This is a genomic window from Pseudomonas vranovensis DSM 16006, assembly GCF_000425805.1.
Lineage (GTDB): Bacteria > Pseudomonadota > Gammaproteobacteria > Pseudomonadales > Pseudomonadaceae > Aquipseudomonas > Aquipseudomonas vranovensis.
Genome location: NZ_KE384454.1, coordinates 291,087 through 315,667, shown reverse-complemented (window position 1 = coordinate 315,667; position 24,581 = coordinate 291,087). Strand labels below are relative to the sequence as shown.

The window sequence follows — 24,581 nt, the reverse complement described above, 5'->3', positions numbered from 1 at the left end:
CGAGGACTACGTCATGGCATTACCAGATCCGTTTAGATTGTATCGCGAGGCCATCACCAGGTTCGAAAACGGCGTCAATGCCCTGGCCGCCCGTAATATCGATTCGAAAGAAGTCGGTCTTGTGATCGACCAATATTCGAAGATCACGCTGGGGCTGCAGCACCTGTCGCAGACATCGCTGGAGCGCTTGCACAAGCGCATGGGCTTGCCCAGCCGCGCCGAAGTTGACGCCCTGGCCGCCTCTTTGCGGCGGGTGGAGGACAAGCTCGATCAATTGCTTCCTGCGCCGACCACTACGCACGCGACGCCCACTGGCTGAAGTGCGCCCGGCACCGCTCAAGCCGGCATCCAAGCGCAAACGAAAGGCAGGAGGTGACGATGAGCCAGCCGCATAACAACAAGATTCCTGACATGTCGTTGACCGACAGACTCCGTTCGGAGGTCAGCATGATGGTCCAGCGCGGCCTCAAGGGCCTTGAGTACCTGAGCACTCCGCCGCCAGCGGTGGGCTTGACGCCCAAGACCCTCGTGCACCGTCGCGGCACCTTGGGCCTGTACCACTATCACGCAACATCGGACGAGATTTATCGCGTGCCGCTGTTGATCGTCATGGCGACGACCAGCAAGGCTGCCATCTTTGATCTGATGAAGGGGCAGAGCCTGATCGAGCTTCTGCTCGCAAAGGGTTATGACGTTTATGTCATGGACTGGAATGCGCCGAGCCGGGAAGAGTCCCTCCTGAAGCTTGAGCACTACGTACTCGACTTCATTCCCGATTGCATTCGCCGCGTGCAGCAAGACTCTGGCGTGGAAGACATCACGCTGATTGGCTACTGCATGGGCGGTGTACTGTCGACGCTTTACGCCGCGCTGCATCCCGACGGCCCGCTGAAGAACCTGGTGTGTTTCACAACGCCCATCGACTGGACGAAGATGCCCCTGGCCAAACAGCGTCAGTACAAGGCCGAGCGCTTGATCGATACGACGGGGATGGTCCCGCCAGAGGCTATCATCAAGGCGATAGAATTGCATCGCCCCGCAGGCAATATTGCCGGCCAAGCGCGGCTCTGGGACAACATGTGGAACGACGACTACGTCAGGAGGCACCGCATGATGGCGCGTTTCAATGACGAAACCTTGCCGCTTCCCGGCGAGTACTTCCGGCAGATCCACCAAGAGTTAGGGCTAAAGAATTCGCTGTACGAAGGCGGCTTGCGCATCGGTGGCCAAGAGGTCGATTTGAAGAACTTAGAGGCTTCGCTGCTGCACATCATCGCGCAATACGATTCCCTAGTGCCGCCAGACTGCGCGCAGCCTTTGGTGGCACGCGTGGGGTCGCGCGACAAGGAAGAGCTGATGCTGCCAGGCGGGCATGTCAGTCTGGTAGCGGGGCCGGCCGCGGTCAAGCGGATGTGGCCCAGGCTCGATCAATGGCTGGGGGTACGATCCGTATGAACATCTCAAGGCGGTGGCGGAGGGAGTGAGTGGGTAGGGTGTGGGAGACCCACCCATAGGGAGTGGGGCCGGCATGGTCCCGTGCGTTTAGTGTCTTGAGTCGCAGCGAACAGCCTCCCTATCACAAAAGAGAACCCTGAGATGCCCGGACCTTTGGCAGGTGTGAAAGTAGTGGAAATGAATGCGATCGGCCCCGCGCCGTTCGCCGCCATGATTCTGGCGGACATGGGCGCGGAGGTCATTCGCGTTGACCGTCATGCGGCCGGTTTTCTCAATTCCGACGGCAGTCTGCTTGGGCGCGGGCGACGCAGCATTGCGATTGATCCGCGTAAACCCGGCGCTACTGAAGTGTTGTTGCAGCTCATCGACGGCGCCGACGTGCTGATCGAAGGTTTCCGCCCCGGCGTCATGGAGCGTCTTGGCCTGGGGCCGCAAGTCTGCCTTGAACGCAATCCGAAGTTGATCTACGGGCGCATGACCGGTTGGGGCCAGAGCGGGCCACTGTCATATGCGGCGGGGCATGACCTGAATTACATCGCCTTGTCGGGCGTACTCAATGCCATGGGGTACGCCGACCGCCCACCGACTCCGCCACTGCACCTGGTGGGTGATATGGGCGGTGGGGCAATGTTTTTGGTCGCGGGCATTCTGGCGACTCTGTTCGAGGCGCAGAAATCCGGTCTGGGTCAGGTGGTGGACGCTGCCATCTGCGACGGCGCGACGTTGCTCGGCAGCATGTATTACGACTGGCGCCATCAGGGACAGTGGGACGACCAGCGCCAGCACAACATGCTCGACGGCGGTGCGCCTTTCTATGGTTGCTACACCTGCGCCGATGGCAAGTTCGTGTCCATTGGCGCCATCGAACCACAGTTCTATCAGTTGCTGCTGGAGCTCTGCGGTATCGACGATCCGGACTTCAAGGCGCAATGGCAGAAGCAGGAATGGCCGGCTCTTCGACAGAAACTCGAAACCCTGTTCATGACTCGCACCCGGGATGCCTGGTGCCAACTGCTGGAAGGCACCGATGCCTGCTTTGCCCCGGTGCTGGATTTCAGCGAAGCCTTCACCCATCCGCACAACCGGGCTCGAGGCCTATTCATGGAAACCGCCGGTGTATTGCACCCGGCACCCGCGCCCCGCATGAGCCGCACGCCAGTGAAGGCAGGAAAAGTTGTAAAGAACGGCGAAAACACCCTCGAAATTCTTGAACAGCTCGGCTTGAGCAACGAGCAGATCGACGCACTGCGCAACGTCGGCGCGATTGTTTGAGGGCGAATGCCGATTGCCTGCCAAGCCCCCCTTCCGCGGGGGGGGAGGTCACACCGATCATTCTTCTACCGTGACTGCCAGTGGGTTAGCCGAGCTGTTCTTTCCCACTTTCAGCCGAATGTGAGGAGTAGATCAGTGGATATTCAATTCACCCCTGCCGAATTGGCTTTCCGAGAGGAAGTGCGGGCATTTTTACGTGACAGATTGCCGTCCGATATCGCCGCGCGTGGCCGCCACGGCAAGCGTTTCAACAAAGAAGACCAGGTCATCTGGATGCGCCTGCTCAACGAGCGAGGATGGTTGGCCGCCAGTTGGCCTGTGGAGTATGGCGGTACGGGTTGGGGCGTGGTGGAGAAACACATTTTCGATGAGGAATGTTCTGCGTTCGGCGCCCCTTGGGTCGTGCCTTTTGGCGTCAACATGGTCGCCCCGGTGATCATCAAGTTCGGAACACCTGAACAAAAGGCGCGCTTCCTGCCACGCATTCTCAGCACCGAGGACTGGTGGTGCCAGGGCTATTCCGAGCCGGGCGCCGGTTCTGACCTGGCCGCGGTCAAGACCCGCGCCGTACGTGATGGCGACCACTACGTGGTCAATGGCCAGAAGACCTGGACCACCCTGGCCCATTATGCCGACTGGATCTTTTGCCTGGTGCGCACCGACCCTGAGGCCCAACAGCAGCGGGGCATCAGTTTCCTGTTGATCGACATGAAATCCCCGGGCATCACCGTGCGCCCGATCATCACCCTCGATGGTGAGCACGAAGTCAACGAAGTGTTCTTCGACAACGTACGCGTGCCGGTGGAAAACCTGGTCGGTGAGGAGAACAAGGGCTGGACCTGCGCCAAGTACTTGCTCACCCACGAGCGCACCAGCATTGCCGGCATCGGCCAGGCCAAGCAGATGCTGGCGCGGCTCAAGCGCATCGCCAGCCAGGAACAGCGCGACGGCCTGCCATTGATCGATGACATCCAGTTGCGCATGCAGATCGTCGAACTGGAAATCCAGCTGATGGCTATCGAAATGAGCAACCTGCGCATTGTTGCCGCCGCCCGGGACGACGGGGTGCCGGGTACTGAAAGCTCGTTCCTGAAGATCAAGGGCAGTGAAATCCGCCAGGCCATCACGTACCTGATGAGCAAGGTCCTGGGCCCCTATGCCATGCCCTTCGTAGAAGAGGAACTGGGCTATGGCAAGCAAGCAGACCTGTACCGCGACTACAGCACCACACCTGCCAGCCAATATCTGGACATGCGCAAGACTTCGGTCTACGGCGGTTCCAACGAAATCCAGAAGAACATCATCGCCAAGATGATTCTAGAGCTGTAAGGGGAATAGCGATCATGGACTTCAAACTATCTGAAGAGCAGCAAATGCTGCAGGACACCGCCGCTCGCCTGGTGCGTGACAATTACGCGTTCGAAGCGCGCGAGCAGTTCGCCAAGAGCGAGCTGGGCTACAGCCTCGCCTTCTGGCGGCAGTTGGGGGAACTGGGCCTGACCGCCGTGCCATTTGCCGAGGACATGGGTGGCTTTGATGGCAGCGGCGTGGAGACGCTGCTGATCATGACCGAGCTGGGGCGTGGTCTGTGCCTGGAACCCTATCTGCATTCGGTGATTTTCGCCGGTGGCCTGCTGACCCAATCAGGCACTGACGAGCAACGCAGTGAATTGTTGCCGGCGGTTGCCAGCGGGCAATTGCAATTGGCGGTGGCTGTCGATGAGCCGACCAGCCATTACCAGCTGCATGATGTACGCACCCGCGCCGAAGCCCAGGACGGGGGGTGGCGGCTCAACGGGCGTAAATCGGTGGTGGTCGCCGGGCACAGTGCCGGGTTGATTCTCGTGTCGGCACGTACCGCTGGCAGCGATCGCGACGAAACCGGCATCAGCCTGTTCCTGCTCGATCCGCGTGCGCCGGGCGTCAGCCGCCGCGCCTACCCGACCATGGATGGCCGCAATGCGTGCGAGCTGTACCTGGACGATGTTTTCGTCAGTGCCGCCAGAGTGCTCGGGGAACCCGGCCAGGCCCTGGCCGCGCTGCGTTATCAGCAGGGTCGCGCGATTGCTGCGCAGTGCGCCGAAGCCGTGGGCAGCATGGAGGCGGTGTGCGACCTGACCCTCGACTATCTCAAGACCCGCCAGCAGTTCGGCCAGGTGATCGGCAAGTTCCAGGCGCTGCAACACCGCATGGTGGACATGCGCATCGAACTGGACCAGGCCACTTCCATGGCCATCCTTGCCGCGTGTGCCGCCGATGCGCCAGACAGTGACGAGCGCAGCCGAACGCTGGCCGCCGCCAAGGTACTGATCGTGCGCGCCGGCCGTTTTATCGCCGAACAGGGTATCCAGCTGCACGGTGGCATCGGCCTGACCTGGGAATACGTGCTGTCGCACCACGCCAAACACTTGCTGATGCTCAGCCATCAGTTCGGCAACGACGACCATCACCTCAAGACCTACAGCCGGCTGCTGCAGGTCGACTGAGAAACGGTGGCAACGTTCGTAATGTCGATCAGTGAGTAGATCGACCTGTGCGGATAAACCTGTGGCGAGGGAGCTTGCTCCCTCGCCACAGGTTCGTATCACCAAAAGGGGAAGAAATTGAGCCGTAGCATTTCCACACTGACGGGCACGGGTTGCAGACTGGATGGCGGCATGTTGTTCGGACATACGCCGCGCGCGCTCTGGTCCGACTGGATGAAACCCGCTCACGACAACACGGTAGAGATTTCTGCGCGGGTGCTGTTGGTGCAAGAGCAAGGCAAGAACATCCTGGTCATGGCCGGGGCCGATAATCTTCTGGCGCCGCTTGCGCGCACCTGCGGTTGCCAACCGCAATCACCAGGTTTGCTGGAAAGCCTGGCGCGGCGCGGGCTGAAAGAAGCCGACATCGATTCGGTGGTGTTGACACACGTGCATGCGCACCTCTCCAAGGCCATGCGTGAACGGGTCAGGGAAGGCGACATGCCGCGCCTGTTGTTCCCGCGAGCGCGGTATGTGTGTGGCGAGCGGCATTGGCACCGCGCACGCCGTCCGCATCCGCGGGATCGGGAAGTGTTGGTCGCACCTTTGGTGCACGGGCTGGAAAGCAGTGGGCGTTTGACCCTGATCGAAAGCGGCCGATGTGAGTCACTCGGCGATGGCTGGTGTTTTCACATAAGCGAGGGTTTTACCCCGGGCCAACTCCTGCCTGAAATCCAATTGCCAGGCGGCCCGGTGGTTTTTTGCGGCGACCTGATTCCAGGCACGCATTGGCTGGATCTGGAGGTGACCAGCGGCCGGGACCGTAACGCTGAGCGGGTGATCGACGAGAAAGAGCACCTGCTCGACCATCTGGTGGCGCGGGGTGGACGCTTGTTCTTCGCGCGTGACCCGGAAGTGGCAATGGTCAAAATCATGCGTGACCGCCGTTCGCGCTATATCCCCTTTGATCACTACCGCATATTGAACCGCTTCGAAGGGTAAAGCCCATCAGCCTTCGCGCGCACCTCGTCGCTTGTTCATCCATCCCCCCCTTATTCCCCCTTCCGCGGGTGGGCGTGTTGACCAGCCCGACTCTTAGGATCGAACCGCTCTAAACACAAAAAATACAAGAAAACATTTATCGGAGTGCCGCATGACAAAAACAATAATGCAGGGTGGCTTTCGCCCCCAACTGCTGGCGGCCGCTGTTGCCCTCGGCATGAGCACCCAAGCCAATGCCGTCAACTTCGAAATCGGTGAGATCAAGGGACAGTTCGATACGTCGCTTTCCATGGGCGCCAGCTGGGCGTTGCGCGGGGGAGACCCTGATTTCATTTCGCCTTTCAACTCGCAGGGTGAGCGCGGCAACTCGTCGTCCCGGCTGTCAGACGACAACCGCCTGAACTTCAAGAAGGGCGAAACCTTCTCGAAGATATTCAAGGGTATCCATGACCTCGAATTGAAGTATGGCGACAGCGGCATCTTCGTGCGTGGCAAGTACTGGTACGACTTCGAACTGAAAGACGAACACCGGCTGTTTTATGACATCGACGACAGCGGCCGCAATGACATGGCCAAGGCCTCCGGTGCCGAATTCCTCGACGCGTTTGTCTATCACAACTACAACATCGGTGAGTTGCCAGGCAACGTACGCCTGGGCAAGCAGGTGGTGAGCTGGGGCGAAAGCACCTTCATCGGCAACAGCATCAACTCGATCAACCCGATCGATGTGGCTGCATTGCGTCGTCCCGGTGCCGAGGTCAAGGAAGGTCTGATCCCGGTCAACATGTTCTACATGTCGCAGAACATCACCGATAACTTCAGTGCCGAGGCCTTTTATCAGCTGGAATGGGAAAGCACCGTCGTTGACAACTGCGGGACCTTCTTCGGCGCCGATCCCCTGGCCAAAGGTTGCAATGACCGTCAGGTCGGCGCGGGGCTGGATCTGGCACCGGGGCTGGCCAACAACACGGCCAACCCGCCAGGTTTCAACAACAATACCGACGACGCCTACACGCCGCGGGTCAAGGATAACGATGCCCGTGACGGCGGTCAGTACGGCCTGGCGTTGCGCTGGTTCGTGCCAGAGCTCAACGACACCGAGTTCGGCGCGTATGTGATGAATTACCACAGCCGTGGCCCTTATTTGAGCGCCCTGCGTTCGAGCGTGACCTTCAATCCCGCCAACCCGATCCCGGCGGTTCGCGCTTCGCGCTATTTCGTCGATTACCCCGAAGATATCCGCCTGTATGGCCTGAGTTTCCAGACCAACGTCAACGGCACCTCACTGGGCGGCGAAATCAGTTACCGGCCGAACATGCCGCTGCAGATCAACACCATCGACATGGCGGGCGCCACGACCGGTAACCCAACGGCGCTGTTGAACCGTATCGGCTATGCCACCACGACCCTGGGCGGCGAGATCAACGGGTACAAACGCATGCCGGTGCTGCAGACGCAGATGTCCGCCACGCAGTTTTTCGAGCAGGTCATGGGGGCCAGTCGCCTCACCCTGGTGGGTGAGGTGGGCTACAACCGCATCAATGGGCTGAGCGATGCCGACGGCACCGATCTGCGCTTCGGTCGCAGCGGGATTTTCGGCGTCGGCGTCCAACCGGGGACTGCGAATGCTGCGTGCTTGAACACCACCAACAACCCACAACAGGAATGCAACGACAAGGGCTTCTACACCACCAGTTCCTGGGGTTATCGCGCCCGCGCTCGTCTGGACTATCCGAACGTATTCGCCGGCATCAACCTGGCGCCGAACCTGGCGTGGTCGCATGACGTCGATGGCACCGGCCCGAACTTCGAAGAAGGGCTTAAGGCCGTCAGCCTCGGCGTCGATGCCGATTACAAAAACAGCTACACCGCGAGCCTCAGTTACACCGACTTCTTCGGTGGTCATTTCAACACCAATGGTGACCGTGACTTCGTCGCGCTCAGTTTTGGCGTGAACTTCTAAACAGAAGACAGACGAGAGAAAGCAAGCATGAAAACAACAACAATGATGCATATAGGCGCACTCACGCTGACCCTGCTGGCCGGCCAGGTGATGGCGGCCGTTTCCCAGGAAGAGGCGGCAAAACTGGGAACCACCCTGACCCCGCTCGGTGCGCAGAAGGAAGGCAATGCCGATGGCAGCATTCCAGCCTGGACGGGTGGGTTAAAGCCCGGTGCGGCGCCCGTCACCAATCGATTCCTGGGCGATCCGTTCGCCGCTGAAAAGCCGCTATTCATCATCACGCCAGTCAATGTCGAACAATACAAGGACAAGCTCAGCGCCGGTCAGTTGGCCCTGTTCAAGCGCTATCCCAATACCTACAAGATTCCGGTGTACAAGACCCACCGCACAGCGGCAGCTCCACAGGATATCTATGACGCCACGAAAAAGAGTGCGTTAAATACTCAGCCGGTCGACGGTGGCAATGGCCTGAGCAATTTCAGCGACAGTCGCAGCTTCGCTTTCCCGATTCCGAAGAGCGGCGTCGAAGTCCTCTGGAATCACCTGACGCGCTATCGCGGTCACAACCAGCGACGCCAAATGGTCCAGGCCACGCCGCAGGTCGACGGGTCGTTCACCATCGTCGAATTCGAAGATGAAATGGCGTTTCCGCAATACATGGCCGGGGACGATAAGGAAAGCACCGCCAACATTTTTGCCTACTACAAACAACGCGTGATAGCTCCGGCACGTTTGGCCGGCAACGTCGTGCTACTCCATGAGACCATCGACCAGGTCAAGGAACCGCGTCTGGCATGGGTCTACAACGCCGGTCAGCGCCGTGTACGGCGTGCGCCACAGATTGCCTACGATGGCCCAGGTACCGCCTCGGACGGCATGCGGACGTCGGATAACGGCGACCTGTTCAATGGCGCCCCGGACCGTTATGACTGGAAGTTGATCGGCAAGAAGGAGATGTACATTCCTTACAACAACTATCGCCTGGCTTCGCCTTCGCTCAAGTACGCCGACATTCTCAAGGCCGGGCATATCAACCAGGACCTGACGCGCTACGAGCTGCACCGTGTGTGGGAAGTTGAGGGCACCCTGAAGCCGGGTCAACGTCACATCTATGCCAAGCGCCATATGTACTTCGATGAAGACACCTGGCAATTGGCCGAGGTCGACCATTACGACGGTCGCGGGCAGCTGTGGCGTGTCGGTGAAGGCTTGGCCATGAACGACTATGAACAAGGCGTTGGGACCTATGCCGGCCAAGTGCTCTATGACCTGGTCGCGGGACGCTATCTGGCCATGGCGCTGGGTAACGAATACAAGGAGGGGATCGAGTACGGGGTCAAACCAAACCCGGCTGAATTCACTCCGGCGGCCTTGCGCAACGCGGGTATTCGCTGATCACTCCTGTTGTTTCGAGCGATTCCCCGTAGGAGCGAGCTTGCTCGCGATAAACGTCAACGATAACGCGTGCGGCCTGAGTGACCGCGTTTTCCAGACGTCCATCGCGAGCAAGCTCGCTCTTACAACGTCTCTTATTGTTCAGCCCTTTGTCTCAACGCAGTGAGTGCCTCATACCGGGACGAAACCCCCAGCTTGGTGTAGATGTTCTTGAAGTTCCACTTGATGGTTTCCTGACTGAGATTCAGGGTCTGGGCGATGCGTTTGTTGGGCATCGACTGCTCCAGCAAACTGATGATTTCCAGCTCCCGCTTGGTAAACAGCGAGGATTCCCCCGCCGCCGAATCTTTCATTGCACGTGACGATGCAGGACCAGTGCTGGCGCAATTCAACGGCACGGCTGCCAACCGACTGCGGTAGCTGTCCAGGACCGGATCGTCACGGCAATCCAGATTGGCCAGCAGGGTCAGCAGGGAAGGGCCTTCATCCAGCAGCGTGCGCACCAGGCCCAGCCGATAGCTTTCACCGACGACTTTACGCAACAGCGCGGTGGTTTCTGCCGGGCGTCCAAGATCATTCAGCGCAACGGCACGCAACAAGCCCGACTGGATTCGCCATTTACCTCGACAGTAGCGACTGGCGAACTGCTCGACGATGTCCAGGGCCAGGAGGGCACGCTCCGGCTCTTGCCTGGCCAGGCAGATGCGCGCGCGTGACAGGGCCGCGAGGGCACTGATTTCCCGCGCAAGCGGCGTGTCGTCCGAGTGGCGATGGGTCAGCGCGTCGAGGCCGGCCCTCTGACTTTCGCACTGTCGCCAATCGCCGTTGCCAAGCAGGAAGCGTATTTGCTCGGTCAGGTTATGGGCCAGCACGCGATCGAATCCGCGAGCACGAAACTCCATCGCCATCTTGGCCAGGTAAGTCAGCGCACTGGCCGCTGACTCCTGCAAGTAATTCATGCGAGCGACACTGATCATCGCGGAGATGGTCACCGATGGCGGAGCAAATCGCAAAAGATCGAGTCGATTGCTCAAGGCCTCGCGTACATCGTCAATGCGATTCAACTCGTAATGCGCTTCGGCGACCGCCACCGCACAGGTGCATGCGCTGACTGAACGACGACCGTGATTGCGCTCGGCCAGGAGTAGAACATCAATGAGATGCCGTGAGGCCTCCATGACGTTTCCATTGAGCAATACCCCATGGGCGATGGTGGCGACGATCATCAGCGCCAACTCGTCATGGCTGGTGCGCAGCGTTGCGCATTCGGGGCTATTGAGATACTCCCAGGCTTGTTGCTGATGGCCGAGGTAGATCAGGCAGTTGATGTACAGGCAGACACGCATCCGCTCATTGAACGGGTGTGTGAAGCTGCGCTCCGGCAAGCCTTGGACGAGCTCGCTGCAACGTGCCAGGTCATCGTGCTGCAAAGCGATCGCGGCCCTGGCCAGATCGATTTGCGGCTTCCAGTTGGCTTTGGTCGCCGGGCTTTTTTCGAGCACGTCGATCCAGGTTTCCGCCTTGCTGGTCAGCATCGTCAACAAGCAGCCCCAGGCACCTTGAAGCAGCACCTTGGGGTGCTGTGTCAATTGTTCCAGAGGCACACAATCGAGCCAGCGCATGAATTGACCCAGGTGACTCAGGCTGTGGTAGGTCGGCTGCTTGCGCTCCAGCAGCCAGACCAGCTCCTCAAGGTCTTCGCTGAGCACCGCATGACGGGTCGCTTCGCTGACCATCCCGGCGTGTTCGAACCAATGCGCCGCACGCAGGTGCAGTCGGGTCAGGTCGGCATCCGACGCGGTCAAGCGTTGTTGCAGGTATTCGGCGAATAGCGGATGCAACCGGTACCACTGCTCCTGGCTCTCCATGTCGACAGGCAGGATGAACAGGTTGCGGGTCTCGATGCTGGCAATCAGTTCGGCCGCTTGCGATGCCTGGCTGACATGCTCGGCTACCTGCGCATTGAAGCGGCGCAGAATCGAGATTTTCTCGAGAAATCCGATGATCTCCGTAGGTAACCCGTTCACCACGTCTTCGGCCAGGTAATCGCGCAAATCGCTGTTGCCGGGAAGCAGCCGATGGACCTTCGCTTCCTTGCGCGGGTTGGCCTTGAGCGAGATGGACATCAATTGCAGGCCAATGGGCCAGCCATCGGTGTTGTCGTGTATGGAGTGCGCCAGTTGCATATCGATGCCTTCGTCCAGATAGGCCTTGAGGAAGGCCAGGGACTCGTTGAAATCAAAGCCAAGCTCGGTGGCGGTGATCTCGCAGAGTTCGGCCATCGCTCGCAGCCTACCGAGCTTCAGGTTGGGGTTTACCCGTGAGGCCAGGACAATGTGAAGCTGCGCCGGAGCACCATCCACGATCAGTTGAATCAGGCGGGAAATGCGTGGGTCGGTGGCGAAATGGAAATCATCGATCATCAAGTACAGCGGGCTGCTGACCCGCGCCAAGGTGTTGATCATCACCGATGCCAGCGCGAGCAGGCCGTCCAGTGACTCGCGCTCGATCAACAGCAAGAGATCGTCTTCGAGGGGGACACCGGCATTCTGGAGGGTGCAGATGAGGTTGGCGCAGAACGACTCCAGCGCGCCATCTTCCTGGGCGAGAGAGAGCCATACGACAATGCTGCCGTCTTTGATCAGGCCTTGTCGCCACTGCGCCATCAGTGTGGTCTTGCCGAACCCCGCGCTGCCATTGATCAGGGTCAGTCGGCAATCCCGAGCCGCCTGCAGGCGGGCCAACAGCGTCTCCCTCAGCACGGCGTGACTGCTGATGCGAGGCGGCGAGAAGCGGGTGGTAATTGGCGGGGAGCTCGGAAGCATGGCTAATCCAGTCTGCTGCGGATTTCAAAGGCTTTTGAAAGATTCTAGGCCGATTAGAGCACGTTTATGCAACGACTAAATTATTCGCCGAGGCAAGCGCAATCGGGCGAAGACAGGGGGGGCCACCCCAATCCCCCCCGCAGGACGCGGGTACAGCCTGCCGATGACTTCGTAACGATGACAGCCTGGATTGCTCGGGGTATCGGGCAAAGCGAGAAGCCGCAATGGGCTGAATTTTTTATGGAGAATGTGATGTCGCACAAACCGTACGTTGCCGGGGTTGGCATGATCCCGTTCCTGAAGCCCGGGGCCAGTGGGTCGTATATCGAAATGGGCGCTGAAGCCACTCGCCAGGCATTGAAAGACGCAGGGCTGGACTATCACCTAGTTCAACAGGCTTATGTCGGATACGTCTATGGCGATTCCACTTGCGGCCAATCGGCACTCTACGAAGTGGGCATGAGTGGCGTACCGGTAGTGAACGTCAATAACAACTGCTCCACGGGTTCCACTGCCCTGTACCTGGCTCGCCAGGCCGTGGAAAGCGGGGCGGTGGAATGCGCCTTGGCCCTGGGCTTCGAGCAAATGCAGCCCGGCGCCCTGGGTGCGGTGTTTACCGATCGTCCGGCCTGCATGGGCAAGCACCTTCAGGTCTCGGACGAGCTGACCGCTGACGCTGGCGCGATCGGCGTTCCGATGACGCTGCGCCAGTTTGGTGGTGCGGGGCGTGAACACATGCAGCGTTATGGCACCGAGATGAGCACCTTTGCCGCGATTCGCGCCAAGGCCAGCCGTCATGCCGCGAACAACCCGCTCGCGCTGTTCCGTAAAATCGTCACCACCGAAGATGTGATGAACGATCAAGTGCTCTGGCCGGGTGTGATGACGCGCCTGATGGCTTGCCCGCCTACCTGTGGCGCAGCCGCTGCGATCATCTGTAGCGAAGCGTTCGCCAAAAAACATGGTCTGCGCACTGACGTGATGATCATGGCGCAATCGATGACCACTGATCGTGGGGTTTCCTTCGAACCGGCATCGATGATCCAGACGGTCGGTTTCGACATGACCCAGCGTGCCGCTCACGAGGTGTACGAGAAGGCGGGTGTCGGGCCGCGGGATATCCTGGTGGCCGAAATGCATGACTGCTTTGCCCAGAATGAGCTGCTGACCTACGAAGCCTTGGGTCTGTGCCCGGTAGGCGGCGCCGAAAAATTCGTGCTCGATGGCGATAACACCTACGGCGGGCGCGTGGTGACCAACCCATCCGGTGGGCTGCTCTCCAAGGGCCACCCGCTGGGGGCCACAGGTCTGGCTCAATGCTATGAACTGACACACCAGTTGCGCGGAACCGCTGACAAGCGCCAGGTCGAAGGCGTTAATCTCGCCCTGCAACACAACCTCGGCCTGGGCGGTGCCTGCGTCGTCACGCTCTACGGCCGCGCTTGATGTCGTTCGCGTGCGCCGGTAAGGCGCACGCGTTTTTTGCACCGAACGCCGTGAATCAGCATGGCGTACTTCCTGTATTAGACTGTTGGTCTGTACTTGAAGAAGATAGTCTCCGGAATTCAGTCGATGGCTATGCCACCCCAAGATCCCAAGCGCCACCTGTCAGTCGATCGAGTGCCTCAACTCATCCCTGACACCAAGGTCATTCCACCTCGCGGTGCACGCCAGCTCATGCCCCGAGCGACACTGATGAGCCGTCTGATGGAGGCCCGCCGGCAGCGCTGTATCGCTATCCAGGGGCCTGCCGGAAGCGGCAAGACCAGCACTTTGCTGGCCTGGCGCCGGGAATTGATAGCGATCGATTTCGACGTCGCCTGGCTGTCACTGACGGGCGAGGACAATGAGCCGGCGCGACTGGCCAACTGCTTGTTGGCCAGCGTTGCCGAGGTCGACGGCGCGCTGGCACGAGAAGCCGCTTTGTTGCTCGGGGAAGGTGGTGGCGAGTTGGCGCTCGAACACTGGGTCATCGTCCTGCTTCAGTCTGTGGCTCGACACGGTTCTGAGCTGGTGGTGATGATCGATGATGTGCATCACCTCAATGATGCCGATAACTTCAAGGTGCTGGGTTGGCTGCTTGACTATGCACCGCCGAACCTTCACCTGGTGCTCGGCACGCGCAGCGCGTTACCTGCAACGCTTCCGCTTGCGCGTCTGCGCACCCAGGGTCAGTTGAGCGAGTATGACTTGCGGGACTTGCGTTTCAGTGTCGAAGAGTCAGAACGATACTTGCGACAGTTTGGCGAGATCAGCACTCACGATGCCGAGGCCTTGCATGACTTGACCGACGGTTGGGTGGCTGGCCTGCAATTGTTCGCGATCGACTTGAAAACCAGGCACGGCAGTGGCTTCAATCGCATGCAGGTACGAGGCGCCGGGGCCTTTGCGCAGTACTTCGAGCAGGAGGTGTTGATCCACTTGCCAGTCGAAGACCGGCAGTTGCTGACGCATTCTTCGATCTGCAATCGCTTCACCGCCCCTTTGTGCGCCAGGCTTGTTGGCAAGCCGCACGCGATTGCCGGGATGATGAGCCAATTGACCCGCCTCGACAGCGATAACCTGTTCATCACCCAGATCAAGAGCCACGACAGGGAAACCTGGTACCGCCTCCACCCGTTGTTGCGCGAGGTATTGCGCGAGCATCTGAGCCGTCAGCCCGAGGAGGAACAAAAAAAACTCCATGCAGTGTCGCGCGACTGGCTGCTCGAACAGGGGCATATCGACGAGGCGGTACGCCACGCCGTACTGGCCGGCGATTTTCAGATTGCGGCCGAGATTGTCGAAGCCTGTGCGCACGAATTGATGGCGCGTGGTTCCCTCAGTCAATTGCCCAACCTGCTGCGCAGGCTGCCCATGGAACAGATGCGCGAGCGCTATAGCCTGCAATTGGTGATGGCGCAGTTACAGCTGCATGCGCATAACTTCGCAGAAGGGCAAGAGATACTTGACCAGCTGGAGGCGCAACAGTACCGACTGAATGTTCAACAGCGTCAAGGCCTGCTGGTGACGCGTGGCACGCTGGCCATGCAGCGTGACCTGACCGAGGCCGCATGGTGCTTCGCTCCGGAGCTGGAAGCGATACCTGACGATGCCGACGATCTGATATTGACCGGTCGCGCCTCCATTCTTGCCTGGTTGTATTTGTTCAGCGGTGATCACGAGCGAGTGCGTGCAATCATCCAGCACAGCGATCGCCCGAATACCTCGCCGCGTCGGACCCTCGTTGGTCGATGCATCTACGGCATGAGCCTTGTGCATGAGGGGCGCATCAGTGAAGCGGAGAATATCTTTCGCAACACACTGGAAGCCGCAAAATCGCACGGCAGCAGTGCCGCGGTCGCTGGCCATGCGGCTGCCGCTTTTCTCGCCAGCCTGTTGTACGAACAACACAATCTGGCCGATGTCTGCCATTTGCTTGAGCCTCGCCTCGACATCCTTGAGCGGATTTCCATGCCCAACATCGTCTTGCACAGTCTTCTGTCGCTGAGCCGCGCTTGTTGGCTCAAGGGCGAGCAAACCCAGGCGGTGCTCTATCTGGATCGCTTGAAAGACTACGCACAGCGCTATGACCTGGGCCGTCTGCTCGCCTGGACACTGTACGTGCGTATGCGTTGGTGTCTCGAAAAACTCCATACTTCGCAGGCCGAAGCCCTTTTGAGCGAGCTGCAGGAACTTGCCGACAAGCAGGCCGGCATCCATCGCGGTACGCCATTGATCATCCGGCTTTTGGCCCTGCGGGCGGCGATCGAATTGTGTTTGTATCAGCGCGAATTCAGTGTGGCGATCGAGCAAATCGCATTGCTGATCAATGAGTGTGAAACGGCCACGCATTGGCAGTGGGTGGCCATCGCACGGCTTCAACTGTCCATCGCTGAAAAGGGGCGAGGATGTGACGAGCAAGCGCTCGAACAATTGATTGAAGTCTTGCGTCTGGGACATCGCCTGGGCCTGGTACGCAGTCTGCTCGATGTTGCGCCACAACTGCCTCGAATGCTGAACGATTTGCTGCAAGCCAATGCGCTTGATCCGGTGCTTGCGTTTTATGCCCAGCGCCTGATCGCAGCGGGCAGGCCGGCAGAAAAAACCGGGCGCACAGTGAATTCATCGGTTGCGAACTTGAGTGAGCGGGAGACCGAGGTCGTGCAGTTGATGGCACAAGCCATGACTAACAAGAAAATTGCCCGCACCCTTGGTGTGTCACCTGAAACGGTTAAATGGCACATCAAGAATCTGTTCGCCAAGCTCGACGCCACAGGCAGGGAAGAAGCGATTGCCAAATGGCGCGACCTGAATACCTTGTAGGAGCAGCCGTTCGACGCTCCTACAGGCATCGAACGTCAGTTTACGTTGCTCAGACGGTTTTCCCAGAACGGTTTGCGCAGTTCGTTTTTCAGCACCTTGCCGACGCTGGACATCGGCAAGGAAGTGCGAAACTCGATGCTGCGGGGCACCTTGTAGCCGGCAATCATTGCCCGACAATGGGCGACCACTTCATCTTCGGCAACGCTGGCACCAGGCTTGAGGATGATCACCGCATGCACTGTCTCCCCCCATTTAACGCAGGGAATACCAATTACAGCCGCTTGAGCAACGGCCGGATGGCTGACGATGGCGTTCTCGACTTCGGCAGTGAAGATGTTCTCGCCACCGCTGACGATCATGTCCTTGAGACGATCGCAGATGTAGATGAAGCCATCGTCGTCCATGTAGCCGCCGTCACCGGTATGCATCCAGCCGCCGCGAAGCGCCTCGGCGGTGGCCTCCGGTTTGTTCCAGTAACCCAGCATGACGTTGGGGCCGCGCACCAGGATTTCGCCGACCGTGCCACGGGGCACTTCGCGATCCTCGGTATCGGCGATGCGGATTTCCACACAGCTGATGGGCAGCCCGGCTGAGTACATCTTGCCGCTGCGCTGATGTTCTTCGCAGTGGTACTCGGCGCCCAGCATGGTGATGCCGGGGGCCATTTCGGTCATGCCATAGCCTTGGGCGAATTGGGCCGAAGGGAAGGTCTGACGGGCACGTTCGAGCAGGACGGGGGTAATCGGCGAGGCGCCGTAGGTAATTTCCCGAAGCGAGCTCAGGTCCAGTGCCGTAAGGGGCGGATTTGCCTGGTGCCAGTCGAGGATCATCTGCAGCATGGTGGGCGCTAGAAAGGTGTCGGTGACTTGCTCCCGGCTGATCTGCTCGATGACCTCTTGCGCTTTGAAGGTGGGCAGCACGATATGCATGCCACCGCTGAGGAACAGTACGACCATCGCAGCCAAGTCGGCCAGATGGAACATCGGCATGGCATGCAGGTAGCGCGTCTGTGCGCCATAGCCCACACGATCCTGGTTGGCGAGGGCGGAGATGCCGATGTTGTTATGGCTGAGCATCACGCCCTTGGGGAAACCGGTGGTGCCGCCGGTGTAGAAAATTCCGAGAAGGGAATCGCCACAACGGTGCGCGTCTTCAACCGGTTCATTCTCGGCGATCAGGGTTTCGTAGTTGAGCATGCCCTCGGGCGTTTCGCCGTCACCGGCATAAATCACCAACCGGATGCTCTTGGCCTCGACAGCCACCTGGGTCCCCAGTTTCTGGAAGGCGTCATCAACGATCAGCACGCAGGTTTGCGAGTCATCCAGGGAGTAGACGATTTCTGCCGCGCTCCAGCGGATGTTCACCGGATTGAGCACGGCATCTGCCCACGGCACTGCCTGGTAATACTCGATGTAGCGTTGGGAGTTGAGCGCGAGCATCGCTACACGCTCGCCACTGGTCACTCCCAGACGCTTGAGCGCGCCCGCCAGCCGGGCAACACGATCACCCAGTTCGGCAAAGGTCACACTGCGGCCCTGATAACGGATTGCCGTGGCATTGGGACGCTGCTGCCGATGGCGCTGCAGCCCTTGGGTCATGTACATCGAAACCTCCAATATTGTTTTTGTAGGGAGTCGCACTTGCGAAGCGCCAGGCCGTAATCTCATTGTCCGGGCATTCTTCCCACCATGGGAGAGAAGAGTGCCCGGCAAGACGAACGGTGATTTACAGAGTGCCGTAGCCGCCGCCGCAAACCAGGGCTTGACCGGTGACGTAGTTGGCTTCCGGCAGGCACAACATCACCACCGAACCGGCGGCTTCTTCGGCTGTGCCAGGGCGGCCAAGGGGAATGGCTGAGCTGGCCGTATCGATACGCTCCTGTTGAACGCCGACCTTGATTTCACGACCTTCAATATTGATGGTCTTGCTCTCGTCTCCAGCCAGCGCCTGGGTCAGTCGGGTATCGATGAAACCGAAGGCCACAGCGTTGACATTGACCTTCAGGCGACCCCACTCCTTGGCCAGGGTCTTGGTCATGCCGATGATGCCGGCCTTGGCAGCGGAGTAGTTGGATTGACCGGCGTTACCGCCAGCAGCGACCGAGGAAATGTTGACGATCTTGCGCAACACTTCGCGGCCTTCGGCGGCGTCTTTCTTGGCCTGGGCGCTGATGATCGGCTGGGCCGCACGTAGGATGCGGAACGGTGCGGTCAAGTGGCAGTCGATGATCGCGTACCATTGTTCGTCGGTCATCTTCTGGATGACGTTGTCCCAGGTATAACCAGCGTTGTTGATGATGATGTCAATACCACCGTAGTTCTGGACGGCAGTCTGAACGAAACGCTCGGCGAAATCGGCGGCGGTCACACTGCCGACGCAGGCAACGGCTTCACCACCGGCCTGGCGAATTTCAGCCACGACTTCTTCGGCAGGCGCCGAGTCCAGATCGTTGACCACAACTTTAGCGCCGTAGGCTGCCAGTTGCAGTGCGACGCTACGACCGATACCACGACCGGAACCGGTGACCAGGGCGACTTTGCCTTCAAGCTTTTTCATTGAAATTGTTCCTTAGGCTTTGGGTTTAAATATCAGGCGAGGGCGACAACGGCTTCGCCGGCCAGCTTCTCTTCGCCGTACTGATTGGCGCAGCGAAGCGCCAGGCGCACACGTCGCTCGCCAGCTTCTTCGAACTTCTCGATGACCTTGCCGGTGCAGGTCGGGATGTGTCCGAGCTGGGTGATTCCGGTAAAACGCACCGACAGGCTGCGCATTTGGCTTTGCGGCACCCAGGCAGTCAGCAGGCGTCCGAGGTAAGCCGCGGACAACATGCCGTGGGCGAACACATCGTCCATTCGCGACTTGCGGGCGAAGTCGAGGTCGACGTGGATCGGGTTGTGATCACCCGACGCGCCGCAATACAAGGCTAGGGTGGTGCGGTTAACCGGCTGCAGCTTGAGCAGCGGGATCTCGTCACCGACCTGGATATCGGAAAATTGAACGCTCATGACGACTCCTTAGCGCTGCACAAGGGAGGAGCGGATATCGGCGATGTGGGCGCCATCCTGATTGGTGACGCGTGCTTCAATGACCACGAACTGAAGGGCACCACCTTTCTTTTCGTAAAGGTCGGAGATGAAACCGTCGAAGGTCAGTACATCGCCGGCGTAGGCCATTTTGTAGTAGACGAAGGACTGCTCGGCGTGGAGGACGCGACCGAGGTCAAAGCCAACCAGATTGAGCAGTTCCACCACATCGCGGCCTTCGTTTTCCAGACACTTGAGGAAGGTCGGAGGGACCGGCAAGGATTTGTGGCCGGCCGCCATCGCGGCGGTTTCGTCGATGTAGACCGCATCGGTTTCGCCGATGGCCTTGGCAAAGAAGCGCAGGCGACCCTTTTCAACATCGACGCTGTACGCGCCGATTTTGTGCCCGATCAGATTTTTATCTGCCATGTTCACTTGGCTCCTATGTCAAAACGCGCCTGAACAGGGCGATCAATTTTTACCAAACAGCGTGACGACGCAGGCGCCACCCAGGCCCAGGTTGTGTTGCAGGGCAATCTCCACACCTTCCACCTGGCGCTTGTTGGCGGTGCCGCGCAGCTGGTGGGTCAGCTCATAGCACTGGGCAAGGCCGGTGGCGCCGAGCGGGTGGCCCTTGGAGAGCAGACCGCCGGACGGGTTGGTTACGACCTTCCCGCCGTAAGTGTTGTCGCCATCGAGAATGAAACGTTCGGCCTCGCCGATCGGGCAAAACCCCAGAGCTTCATAGGTCAGCAATTCGTTGTGGGCGAAGCAGTCGTGCAGTTCCACCACGCGGATGTCTTCGGGGCCGATGCCTGCTTGTTCGTAGACCTGGCTGGCGGCAGCCTGGGCCATGTGAAAACCGGCGAAGCTGATCATCGACGGCGGGTCGAAGGACTCGACCACGTCGGTGGTCATCGATTGGGCAAGGATCGCCACGTCAGTGCGCAAACCGTGTTTTTTGGCAAAGGCTTCGCTGCAAACAATCGCGGCAGCGCCACCGCAGGTCGGCGGACATGCCATCAGGCGAGTCATGACGCCCGGCCAGATGACCTTGTCATTCATCACTTCTTCGGTGGTGACCACGTTCTTGAACAGCGCCAGCGGGTTGTTGGCGGCGTGGCGGCTGGCCTTGGCGCGGATCGCGGCGAAGGCCTCCATCGAGGTGCCGTAGCGTTGCATATGCTCGCGACCGGCACCGCCGAAACCGCGCAAGGCCTGAGGGATGTCGGCAGCATCGGCTGTGAGCGATTCAAGTACGTGCAGAAAGCGTGCGCGGGGGCGAGGGCGGTCATCCCAATGCGATCTCAGCGCGCCGGCCTGCATCTGCTCGAAGCCCAACGCCAGGGCGCACTCGACCTGACCGCTGGCCACGGCGGCGCGGGCCAGATACAGGGCCGTAGAACCGGTGGAGCAGTTGTTGTTGACGTTGACCACGGGAATACCGGTAAGGCCCACCTCGTACAGGGCGGTCTGGCCACTGGTGGAATCGCCGAACACATAGCCGGTGAAGGCCATCTGGATTTTGTCGTAGCCAATCCCTGCGTCCTTCAGCGCAAGGCGCAGCGCTTCTGCGCCCATCTCGGTGTAGGTCGGGCTGGCACCCGGCTTGCTGAAGGGAATCATGCCGACGCCGGCAACGATGACTTTGTCGCTCATGTCTTTGCTCTCGGTAAAAGAAAGGGGGGTTAAAGTTTGCGGGCGATGAGTTCGCGCTGGACTTCGTTGGTGCCGCCGAAGACGCGTGAAACGCGCAGGTCGACAAAGGCGCGGGCTATCGGGTACTCGAGCATGTAGCCGTAACCACCGTGCAACTGGACCATGTCGTCCAGGTGTTTCCACAGGGTCTCGGTGGCGAACAGTTTGGCGATGGCGGCTTCTTCCACGGTCAGCTTGCGACGCATGTGTTCGCTGATGTAGTAATCGACCATAGTGCGCACCGCGACCGAGGCAGCCTTGGCATCGGCCAGCTTGAATTTGGTGTTTTGAAAATCCCACACCGTCCCACCGAATGCCTTGCGGTCCTTGACGTACTCGATGGTCTGTTCCAGTAGACGTTCCAGGCGAATGGCGGCGTAGATGGCGATGCCCAGTCGCTCCTGTGGCAGCTCCTGCATCATGTAGGCGAAGCCTTTACCTTCTTCGCCCAGCAGGTTGTCGACGGGCACGCGCACATCGTCGAAAAACATCTCCGCGGTGTCGGATGCGCGCTGTCCGACCTTGTCGAGCTTGCGGCCACGTCGAAAACCTTCGCGACTGGTTTCAACCATGATCAGGCTGATGCCTTTGGAACCCGCCGTCGGGTCGGTTTTGCAGGCCACCAGAACCATGTCGCAGTTGAGGCCACTGCTGATGAATGTCTTGCTGCCATTGATGACGTATTCGTCGCCATCACGGACCGCGGTGGTTCGCGCAGCTTTCAGGTCACTGCCGCTGCCTGGCTCGGTCATGCCGAGGGCGAGGATGGTTTCGCCACTGCAGATGCTCGGCAGCCAACGATGCTTTTGTTCTTCAGTACCGAAACGCACGATGTACATCGCAATGATGTCCGAGTGCAGGCCGAAGCTGACGCCAGACACACCCGCACGGTGCATTTCTTCGTTGATGACTGTCGCGTGGCCGAAGTCTCCGCCGCCACCGCCATACACCGCAGGAACCATGGAGCACAACAAACCTTCGCGACCGGCCTTGAGCCAGGTCTGGCGGTCGACCTTGCCGGCCTCGTCCCATTCGGCCTGACGGGGCACGCATTCGCGCTCGAAGAAGCGGCGCGCGGTTTCGCGGAACATTTCATGATCTTCGCGAAAGATGGATCGTTGAATGTGCATTACGGACTCCAGTGTCTGTAAAAGGATCGGCAGGCGACTCCTGGGGGGGGGGAGCCATATGTCCGAGGGACTGGAGGAATGCTGCCGGGGTGGCTGTCGCTGCATCCCTCCCCGCGGTGGGGGGGGATGAATGTGCTGCAACGGCAGGTCGCGGGGAGGGACCTACTCATCATGGGGGGGGGAGTGAATGACCGGGGCTTCGTAGGCTCTGCGTCGCAGGTGTTGCGTCAGCGCGATTAGCGCCTTGGCACCGAGTTCATTCCTTCAAGGAGTTGCACAATGAGAAGCATAACAATCACAAAGCTTCGCTTCGCACAGTTGGGGGCGGGCCTGGCGCTGGCCGGTCTATCCGCGATGGCGGCTGCCCAGACCCCACCGCCGATGAATCCTTATCTGGCCCAGACTTTCAGCAACCAGGCACATTGGAACAGCGCCCAGACCGACAGTACCGAGATTGCGGTACCGCGTGGTTCCTACGAGCTGACGCCGGAGTCGTTGACGTACCTGCCCAGCGATGCGGGTGGCATGCCGCACTTTGTCGACAAGGTCGGTGACACCATGGTCACGTGGTGGTGGTCGGGCCTGGGCCTGCGCAAGTACAACCAGATCGACGGCAAACTGGTGGAAGTGGCTCGCACCGAAATGCCGCTGAAGTTGCCTGATTTCCAGAAGGTCGATGACAAGCAACGCCTGAAGCAGACCCAGGATGTCAAACGCTTGCTCGACAACAAGGACGAGCAGGGTTTGCTCGATTACATGCGTGGGCAGCCCAATCGAGTCATCAGCAGCATCAACGATCAGCTGCGTGGCGGCGCCCTCTATTCGATGTTGACCCGCGAAGATGGCTTCATCGGCGCCGGTGGCCGGCAGATTTTCCGGGTCGACCAGGTCGATCCGAAAAAGCCTGACTCAGCCATGGGCACGCCGCTGGTGCGTGTGCTGCCGGAAACGCTTTATGACAACGAGAAGGTCAAGCGTGGCACTGATTTCACGGTCGACTTCAATTTCGGCATGGGCATGACGTTTAACGGCTATCTGGTGCTCAACACGGTTGGCGGCAAAGTCATTACCCTCAATCCGAAAACCCTGGAAATCGTTGATACCTATGCCGTCGATGGCGCGGACGAACTGTTCCTCAACGGTTTTGCCAATGGCGATGAGGCGGGCGGCGGAGCGGTCTACGTGGCCTCGAACCAGAACATGTATCGCCTGGTGGTGGATGCCAAAGGCAAGATCCACAGCGATGAGGCCAGCGGTGCCTGGAAGGCCGCGTATGACCGAGGCATCCGTATTTCCGCCTTGAAAGTCGCCGACGGCACGGGCTCGACACCGACCCTGATGGGCTTCGGGCCGGACGAAGACAAACTCGTGGTAATCACCGACGGCGCGCAGAAAATGCGTCTGGTAGCGTTTTGGCGCGACCAGTTGCCGGCGGGCTGGAAGCAGAAGCCCGGCACGCTTTCGGCGCGCATCGCTGACCAGCGGCAAGTGGATATGGGCGGTGATGTCGAAACCGTTCAGTCCGAGCAATCAGTGTCGACTTACGGCGACTACGCCTTCGTGGTCAATAACATCATCAGCAAGGATGCCCCTTACCTGGCGCGCGACAACTATTACGTGAGCATGCTCAACGGTGCTACGCGTCCGGGGCCCAAGGGTGTGGCGATGTTGAAGTGGGACCAAGGCAGCGATGGCTGGAAACAGTTGTGGATGCGCAACGACGTGTCGTCGATCTCCACGGTGCCGATGATCAGTGGCGGCGGCCGGATGGCAATCATTGATGGTTACTTCACCCGTGACTGGAACGACCGCTATCACATCGGCATGGACCTCGACAGCGGCGACACCGTGCTGAAGATCCGTACCGGCAGTGACCCGCGTTTCAATGGCATGTACTCGGCTATCAAGGTCAACGAAACCGGTGCGATTCAGTACGGCATGGCCTTCGGCCTCGTCCGTCTGGATACCACCAAAATGAAAAAACTCGATTGACCTGTAGCGGCGCGCAAGCAGTACTCCGCGCCGACCTGAAGGGTCGTATCAACCCA

Annotated in this window: 18 protein-coding genes; 11 read left to right on the top strand and 7 right to left on the bottom strand. The window is 59.6% G+C overall.

Annotated elements, in window-relative coordinates; all coding sequences use genetic code 11:
* Positions 1-13: 13 nt before the first annotated feature.
* The 8 genes from H621_RS0120925 (at position 14) to H621_RS0120890 (ending at position 9,552) form a co-directional block, all read left to right on the top strand.
* Positions 14-319, top strand: coding sequence for a hypothetical protein (locus H621_RS0120925; RefSeq protein ID WP_156905641.1), 306 nt, complete (start codon positions 14-16; stop codon positions 317-319).
* A gap of 59 nt (positions 320-378) precedes the next feature.
* Positions 379-1,455: an alpha/beta fold hydrolase gene (locus H621_RS0120920; protein ID WP_028945238.1), complete on the top strand. Its 1,077-nt coding sequence runs from the start codon at positions 379-381 to the stop codon at positions 1,453-1,455.
* 141 nt (positions 1,456-1,596) lie between these two features.
* Positions 1,597-2,727, top strand: coding sequence for a CaiB/BaiF CoA transferase family protein (locus H621_RS0120915; RefSeq protein WP_028945237.1), 1,131 nt, complete (start codon positions 1,597-1,599; stop codon positions 2,725-2,727).
* A gap of 135 nt (positions 2,728-2,862) precedes the next feature.
* On the top strand, positions 2,863-4,056 hold the full coding sequence (locus H621_RS0120910) for an acyl-CoA dehydrogenase family protein (RefSeq protein WP_028945236.1): 1,194 nt from the start codon (positions 2,863-2,865) through the stop codon (positions 4,054-4,056).
* 14 nt (positions 4,057-4,070) lie between these two features.
* The gene (locus H621_RS0120905) at positions 4,071-5,213 is read left to right on the top strand and encodes an acyl-CoA dehydrogenase family protein (protein WP_028945235.1); all 1,143 of its coding nucleotides are present in this window, start codon (positions 4,071-4,073) and stop codon (positions 5,211-5,213) included.
* Positions 5,214-5,384: 171 nt separating this feature from the next.
* The gene (locus tag H621_RS0120900) at positions 5,385-6,194 is read left to right on the top strand and encodes an MBL fold metallo-hydrolase (RefSeq protein WP_167332134.1); all 810 of its coding nucleotides are present in this window, start codon (positions 5,385-5,387) and stop codon (positions 6,192-6,194) included.
* A 151-nt stretch (positions 6,195-6,345) separates the two neighbouring features.
* Positions 6,346-8,157, top strand: coding sequence for a DUF1302 domain-containing protein (locus H621_RS0120895; RefSeq protein ID WP_028945233.1), 1,812 nt, complete (start codon positions 6,346-6,348; stop codon positions 8,155-8,157).
* Positions 8,158-8,184: 27 nt separating this feature from the next.
* Positions 8,185-9,552, top strand: coding sequence for a DUF1329 domain-containing protein (locus tag H621_RS0120890; protein WP_028945232.1), 1,368 nt, complete (start codon positions 8,185-8,187; stop codon positions 9,550-9,552).
* Positions 9,553-9,686: 134 nt separating this feature from the next.
* Here H621_RS0120890 and H621_RS0120885 read toward each other — a convergent pair whose 3' ends face one another.
* A complete protein-coding gene (locus tag H621_RS0120885; RefSeq protein ID WP_028945231.1) occupies positions 9,687-12,377 on the bottom strand; it encodes a winged helix-turn-helix domain-containing protein in 2,691 nt (896 codons plus the stop codon).
* Between the two features lie 252 nt (positions 12,378-12,629).
* Between H621_RS0120885 and H621_RS0120880 the strand changes: the two genes are divergently transcribed.
* Complete coding sequence (locus tag H621_RS0120880) at positions 12,630-13,823, top strand: lipid-transfer protein (RefSeq protein WP_028945230.1); 1,194 nt, start codon at positions 12,630-12,632, stop codon at positions 13,821-13,823.
* A gap of 96 nt (positions 13,824-13,919) precedes the next feature.
* Complete coding sequence (locus H621_RS27435; RefSeq protein ID WP_209420960.1) at positions 13,920-16,682, top strand: winged helix-turn-helix domain-containing protein; 2,763 nt, start codon at positions 13,920-13,922, stop codon at positions 16,680-16,682.
* A 35-nt stretch (positions 16,683-16,717) separates the two neighbouring features.
* Here the strand turns inward: H621_RS27435 and H621_RS0120870 are convergent, their stop codons facing one another.
* From H621_RS0120870 to H621_RS0120845, 6 genes are all read right to left on the bottom strand, one after another.
* On the bottom strand, positions 16,718-18,286 hold the full coding sequence (locus H621_RS0120870; RefSeq protein WP_028945229.1) for a long-chain-fatty-acid--CoA ligase: 1,569 nt from the start codon (positions 18,284-18,286) through the stop codon (positions 16,718-16,720).
* A gap of 121 nt (positions 18,287-18,407) precedes the next feature.
* Complete coding sequence (locus H621_RS0120865; RefSeq protein WP_028945228.1) at positions 18,408-19,238, bottom strand: SDR family NAD(P)-dependent oxidoreductase; 831 nt, start codon at positions 19,236-19,238, stop codon at positions 18,408-18,410.
* A gap of 32 nt (positions 19,239-19,270) precedes the next feature.
* Positions 19,271-19,687, bottom strand: coding sequence for a MaoC family dehydratase (locus H621_RS0120860; RefSeq protein WP_028945227.1), 417 nt, complete (start codon positions 19,685-19,687; stop codon positions 19,271-19,273).
* A gap of 9 nt (positions 19,688-19,696) precedes the next feature.
* Entirely contained in the window at positions 19,697-20,134 is a 438-nt protein-coding gene (locus H621_RS0120855; RefSeq protein WP_028945226.1) for a MaoC family dehydratase N-terminal domain-containing protein, read from the bottom strand.
* A 42-nt stretch (positions 20,135-20,176) separates the two neighbouring features.
* On the bottom strand, positions 20,177-21,364 hold the full coding sequence (locus tag H621_RS0120850) for a lipid-transfer protein (RefSeq protein WP_028945225.1): 1,188 nt from the start codon (positions 21,362-21,364) through the stop codon (positions 20,177-20,179).
* 29 nt (positions 21,365-21,393) lie between these two features.
* Complete coding sequence (locus H621_RS0120845; RefSeq protein ID WP_028945224.1) at positions 21,394-22,533, bottom strand: acyl-CoA dehydrogenase family protein; 1,140 nt, start codon at positions 22,531-22,533, stop codon at positions 21,394-21,396.
* 279 nt (positions 22,534-22,812) lie between these two features.
* Here H621_RS0120845 and H621_RS27430 point away from each other — a divergent pair, with 279 nt between their 5' ends.
* Entirely contained in the window at positions 22,813-24,525 is a 1,713-nt protein-coding gene (locus H621_RS27430; RefSeq protein WP_209420959.1) for a hypothetical protein, read from the top strand.
* The last annotated feature ends 56 nt before the right edge of the window (positions 24,526-24,581 follow it).

What these genes read in the sequence shown, in the direction of transcription:
- H621_RS0120870 (WP_028945229.1), bottom strand. Translation starts at nt 18,286, where the DNA reads ATGTACATGACCCAAGGGCTGCAGCGCCATCGGCAGCAGCGTCCCAAT.
- H621_RS0120890 (WP_028945232.1), top strand. Translation starts at nt 8,185, where the DNA reads ATGAAAACAACAACAATGATGCATATAGGCGCACTCACGCTGACCCTG.
- H621_RS0120885 (WP_028945231.1), bottom strand. Translation starts at nt 12,377, where the DNA reads ATGCTTCCGAGCTCCCCGCCAATTACCACCCGCTTCTCGCCGCCTCGC.
- H621_RS0120900 (WP_167332134.1), top strand. Translation starts at nt 5,385, where the DNA reads ATGTTGTTCGGACATACGCCGCGCGCGCTCTGGTCCGACTGGATGAAA.
- H621_RS0120855 (WP_028945226.1), bottom strand. Translation starts at nt 20,134, where the DNA reads ATGGCAGATAAAAATCTGATCGGGCACAAAATCGGCGCGTACAGCGTC.
- H621_RS0120905 (WP_028945235.1), top strand. Translation starts at nt 4,071, where the DNA reads ATGGACTTCAAACTATCTGAAGAGCAGCAAATGCTGCAGGACACCGCC.
- H621_RS0120880 (WP_028945230.1), top strand. Translation starts at nt 12,630, where the DNA reads ATGTCGCACAAACCGTACGTTGCCGGGGTTGGCATGATCCCGTTCCTG.
- H621_RS0120850 (WP_028945225.1), bottom strand. Translation starts at nt 21,364, where the DNA reads ATGAGCGACAAAGTCATCGTTGCCGGCGTCGGCATGATTCCCTTCAGC.
- H621_RS0120895 (WP_028945233.1), top strand. Translation starts at nt 6,346, where the DNA reads ATGACAAAAACAATAATGCAGGGTGGCTTTCGCCCCCAACTGCTGGCG.
- H621_RS0120915 (WP_028945237.1), top strand. Translation starts at nt 1,597, where the DNA reads ATGCCCGGACCTTTGGCAGGTGTGAAAGTAGTGGAAATGAATGCGATC.
- H621_RS0120920 (WP_028945238.1), top strand. Translation starts at nt 379, where the DNA reads ATGAGCCAGCCGCATAACAACAAGATTCCTGACATGTCGTTGACCGAC.
- H621_RS0120845 (WP_028945224.1), bottom strand. Translation starts at nt 22,533, where the DNA reads ATGCACATTCAACGATCCATCTTTCGCGAAGATCATGAAATGTTCCGC.
- H621_RS0120865 (WP_028945228.1), bottom strand. Translation starts at nt 19,238, where the DNA reads ATGAAAAAGCTTGAAGGCAAAGTCGCCCTGGTCACCGGTTCCGGTCGT.
- H621_RS0120860 (WP_028945227.1), bottom strand. Translation starts at nt 19,687, where the DNA reads ATGAGCGTTCAATTTTCCGATATCCAGGTCGGTGACGAGATCCCGCTG.
- H621_RS27430 (WP_209420959.1), top strand. Translation starts at nt 22,813, where the DNA reads ATGAGAAGCATAACAATCACAAAGCTTCGCTTCGCACAGTTGGGGGCG.
- H621_RS0120925 (WP_156905641.1), top strand. Translation starts at nt 14, where the DNA reads ATGGCATTACCAGATCCGTTTAGATTGTATCGCGAGGCCATCACCAGG.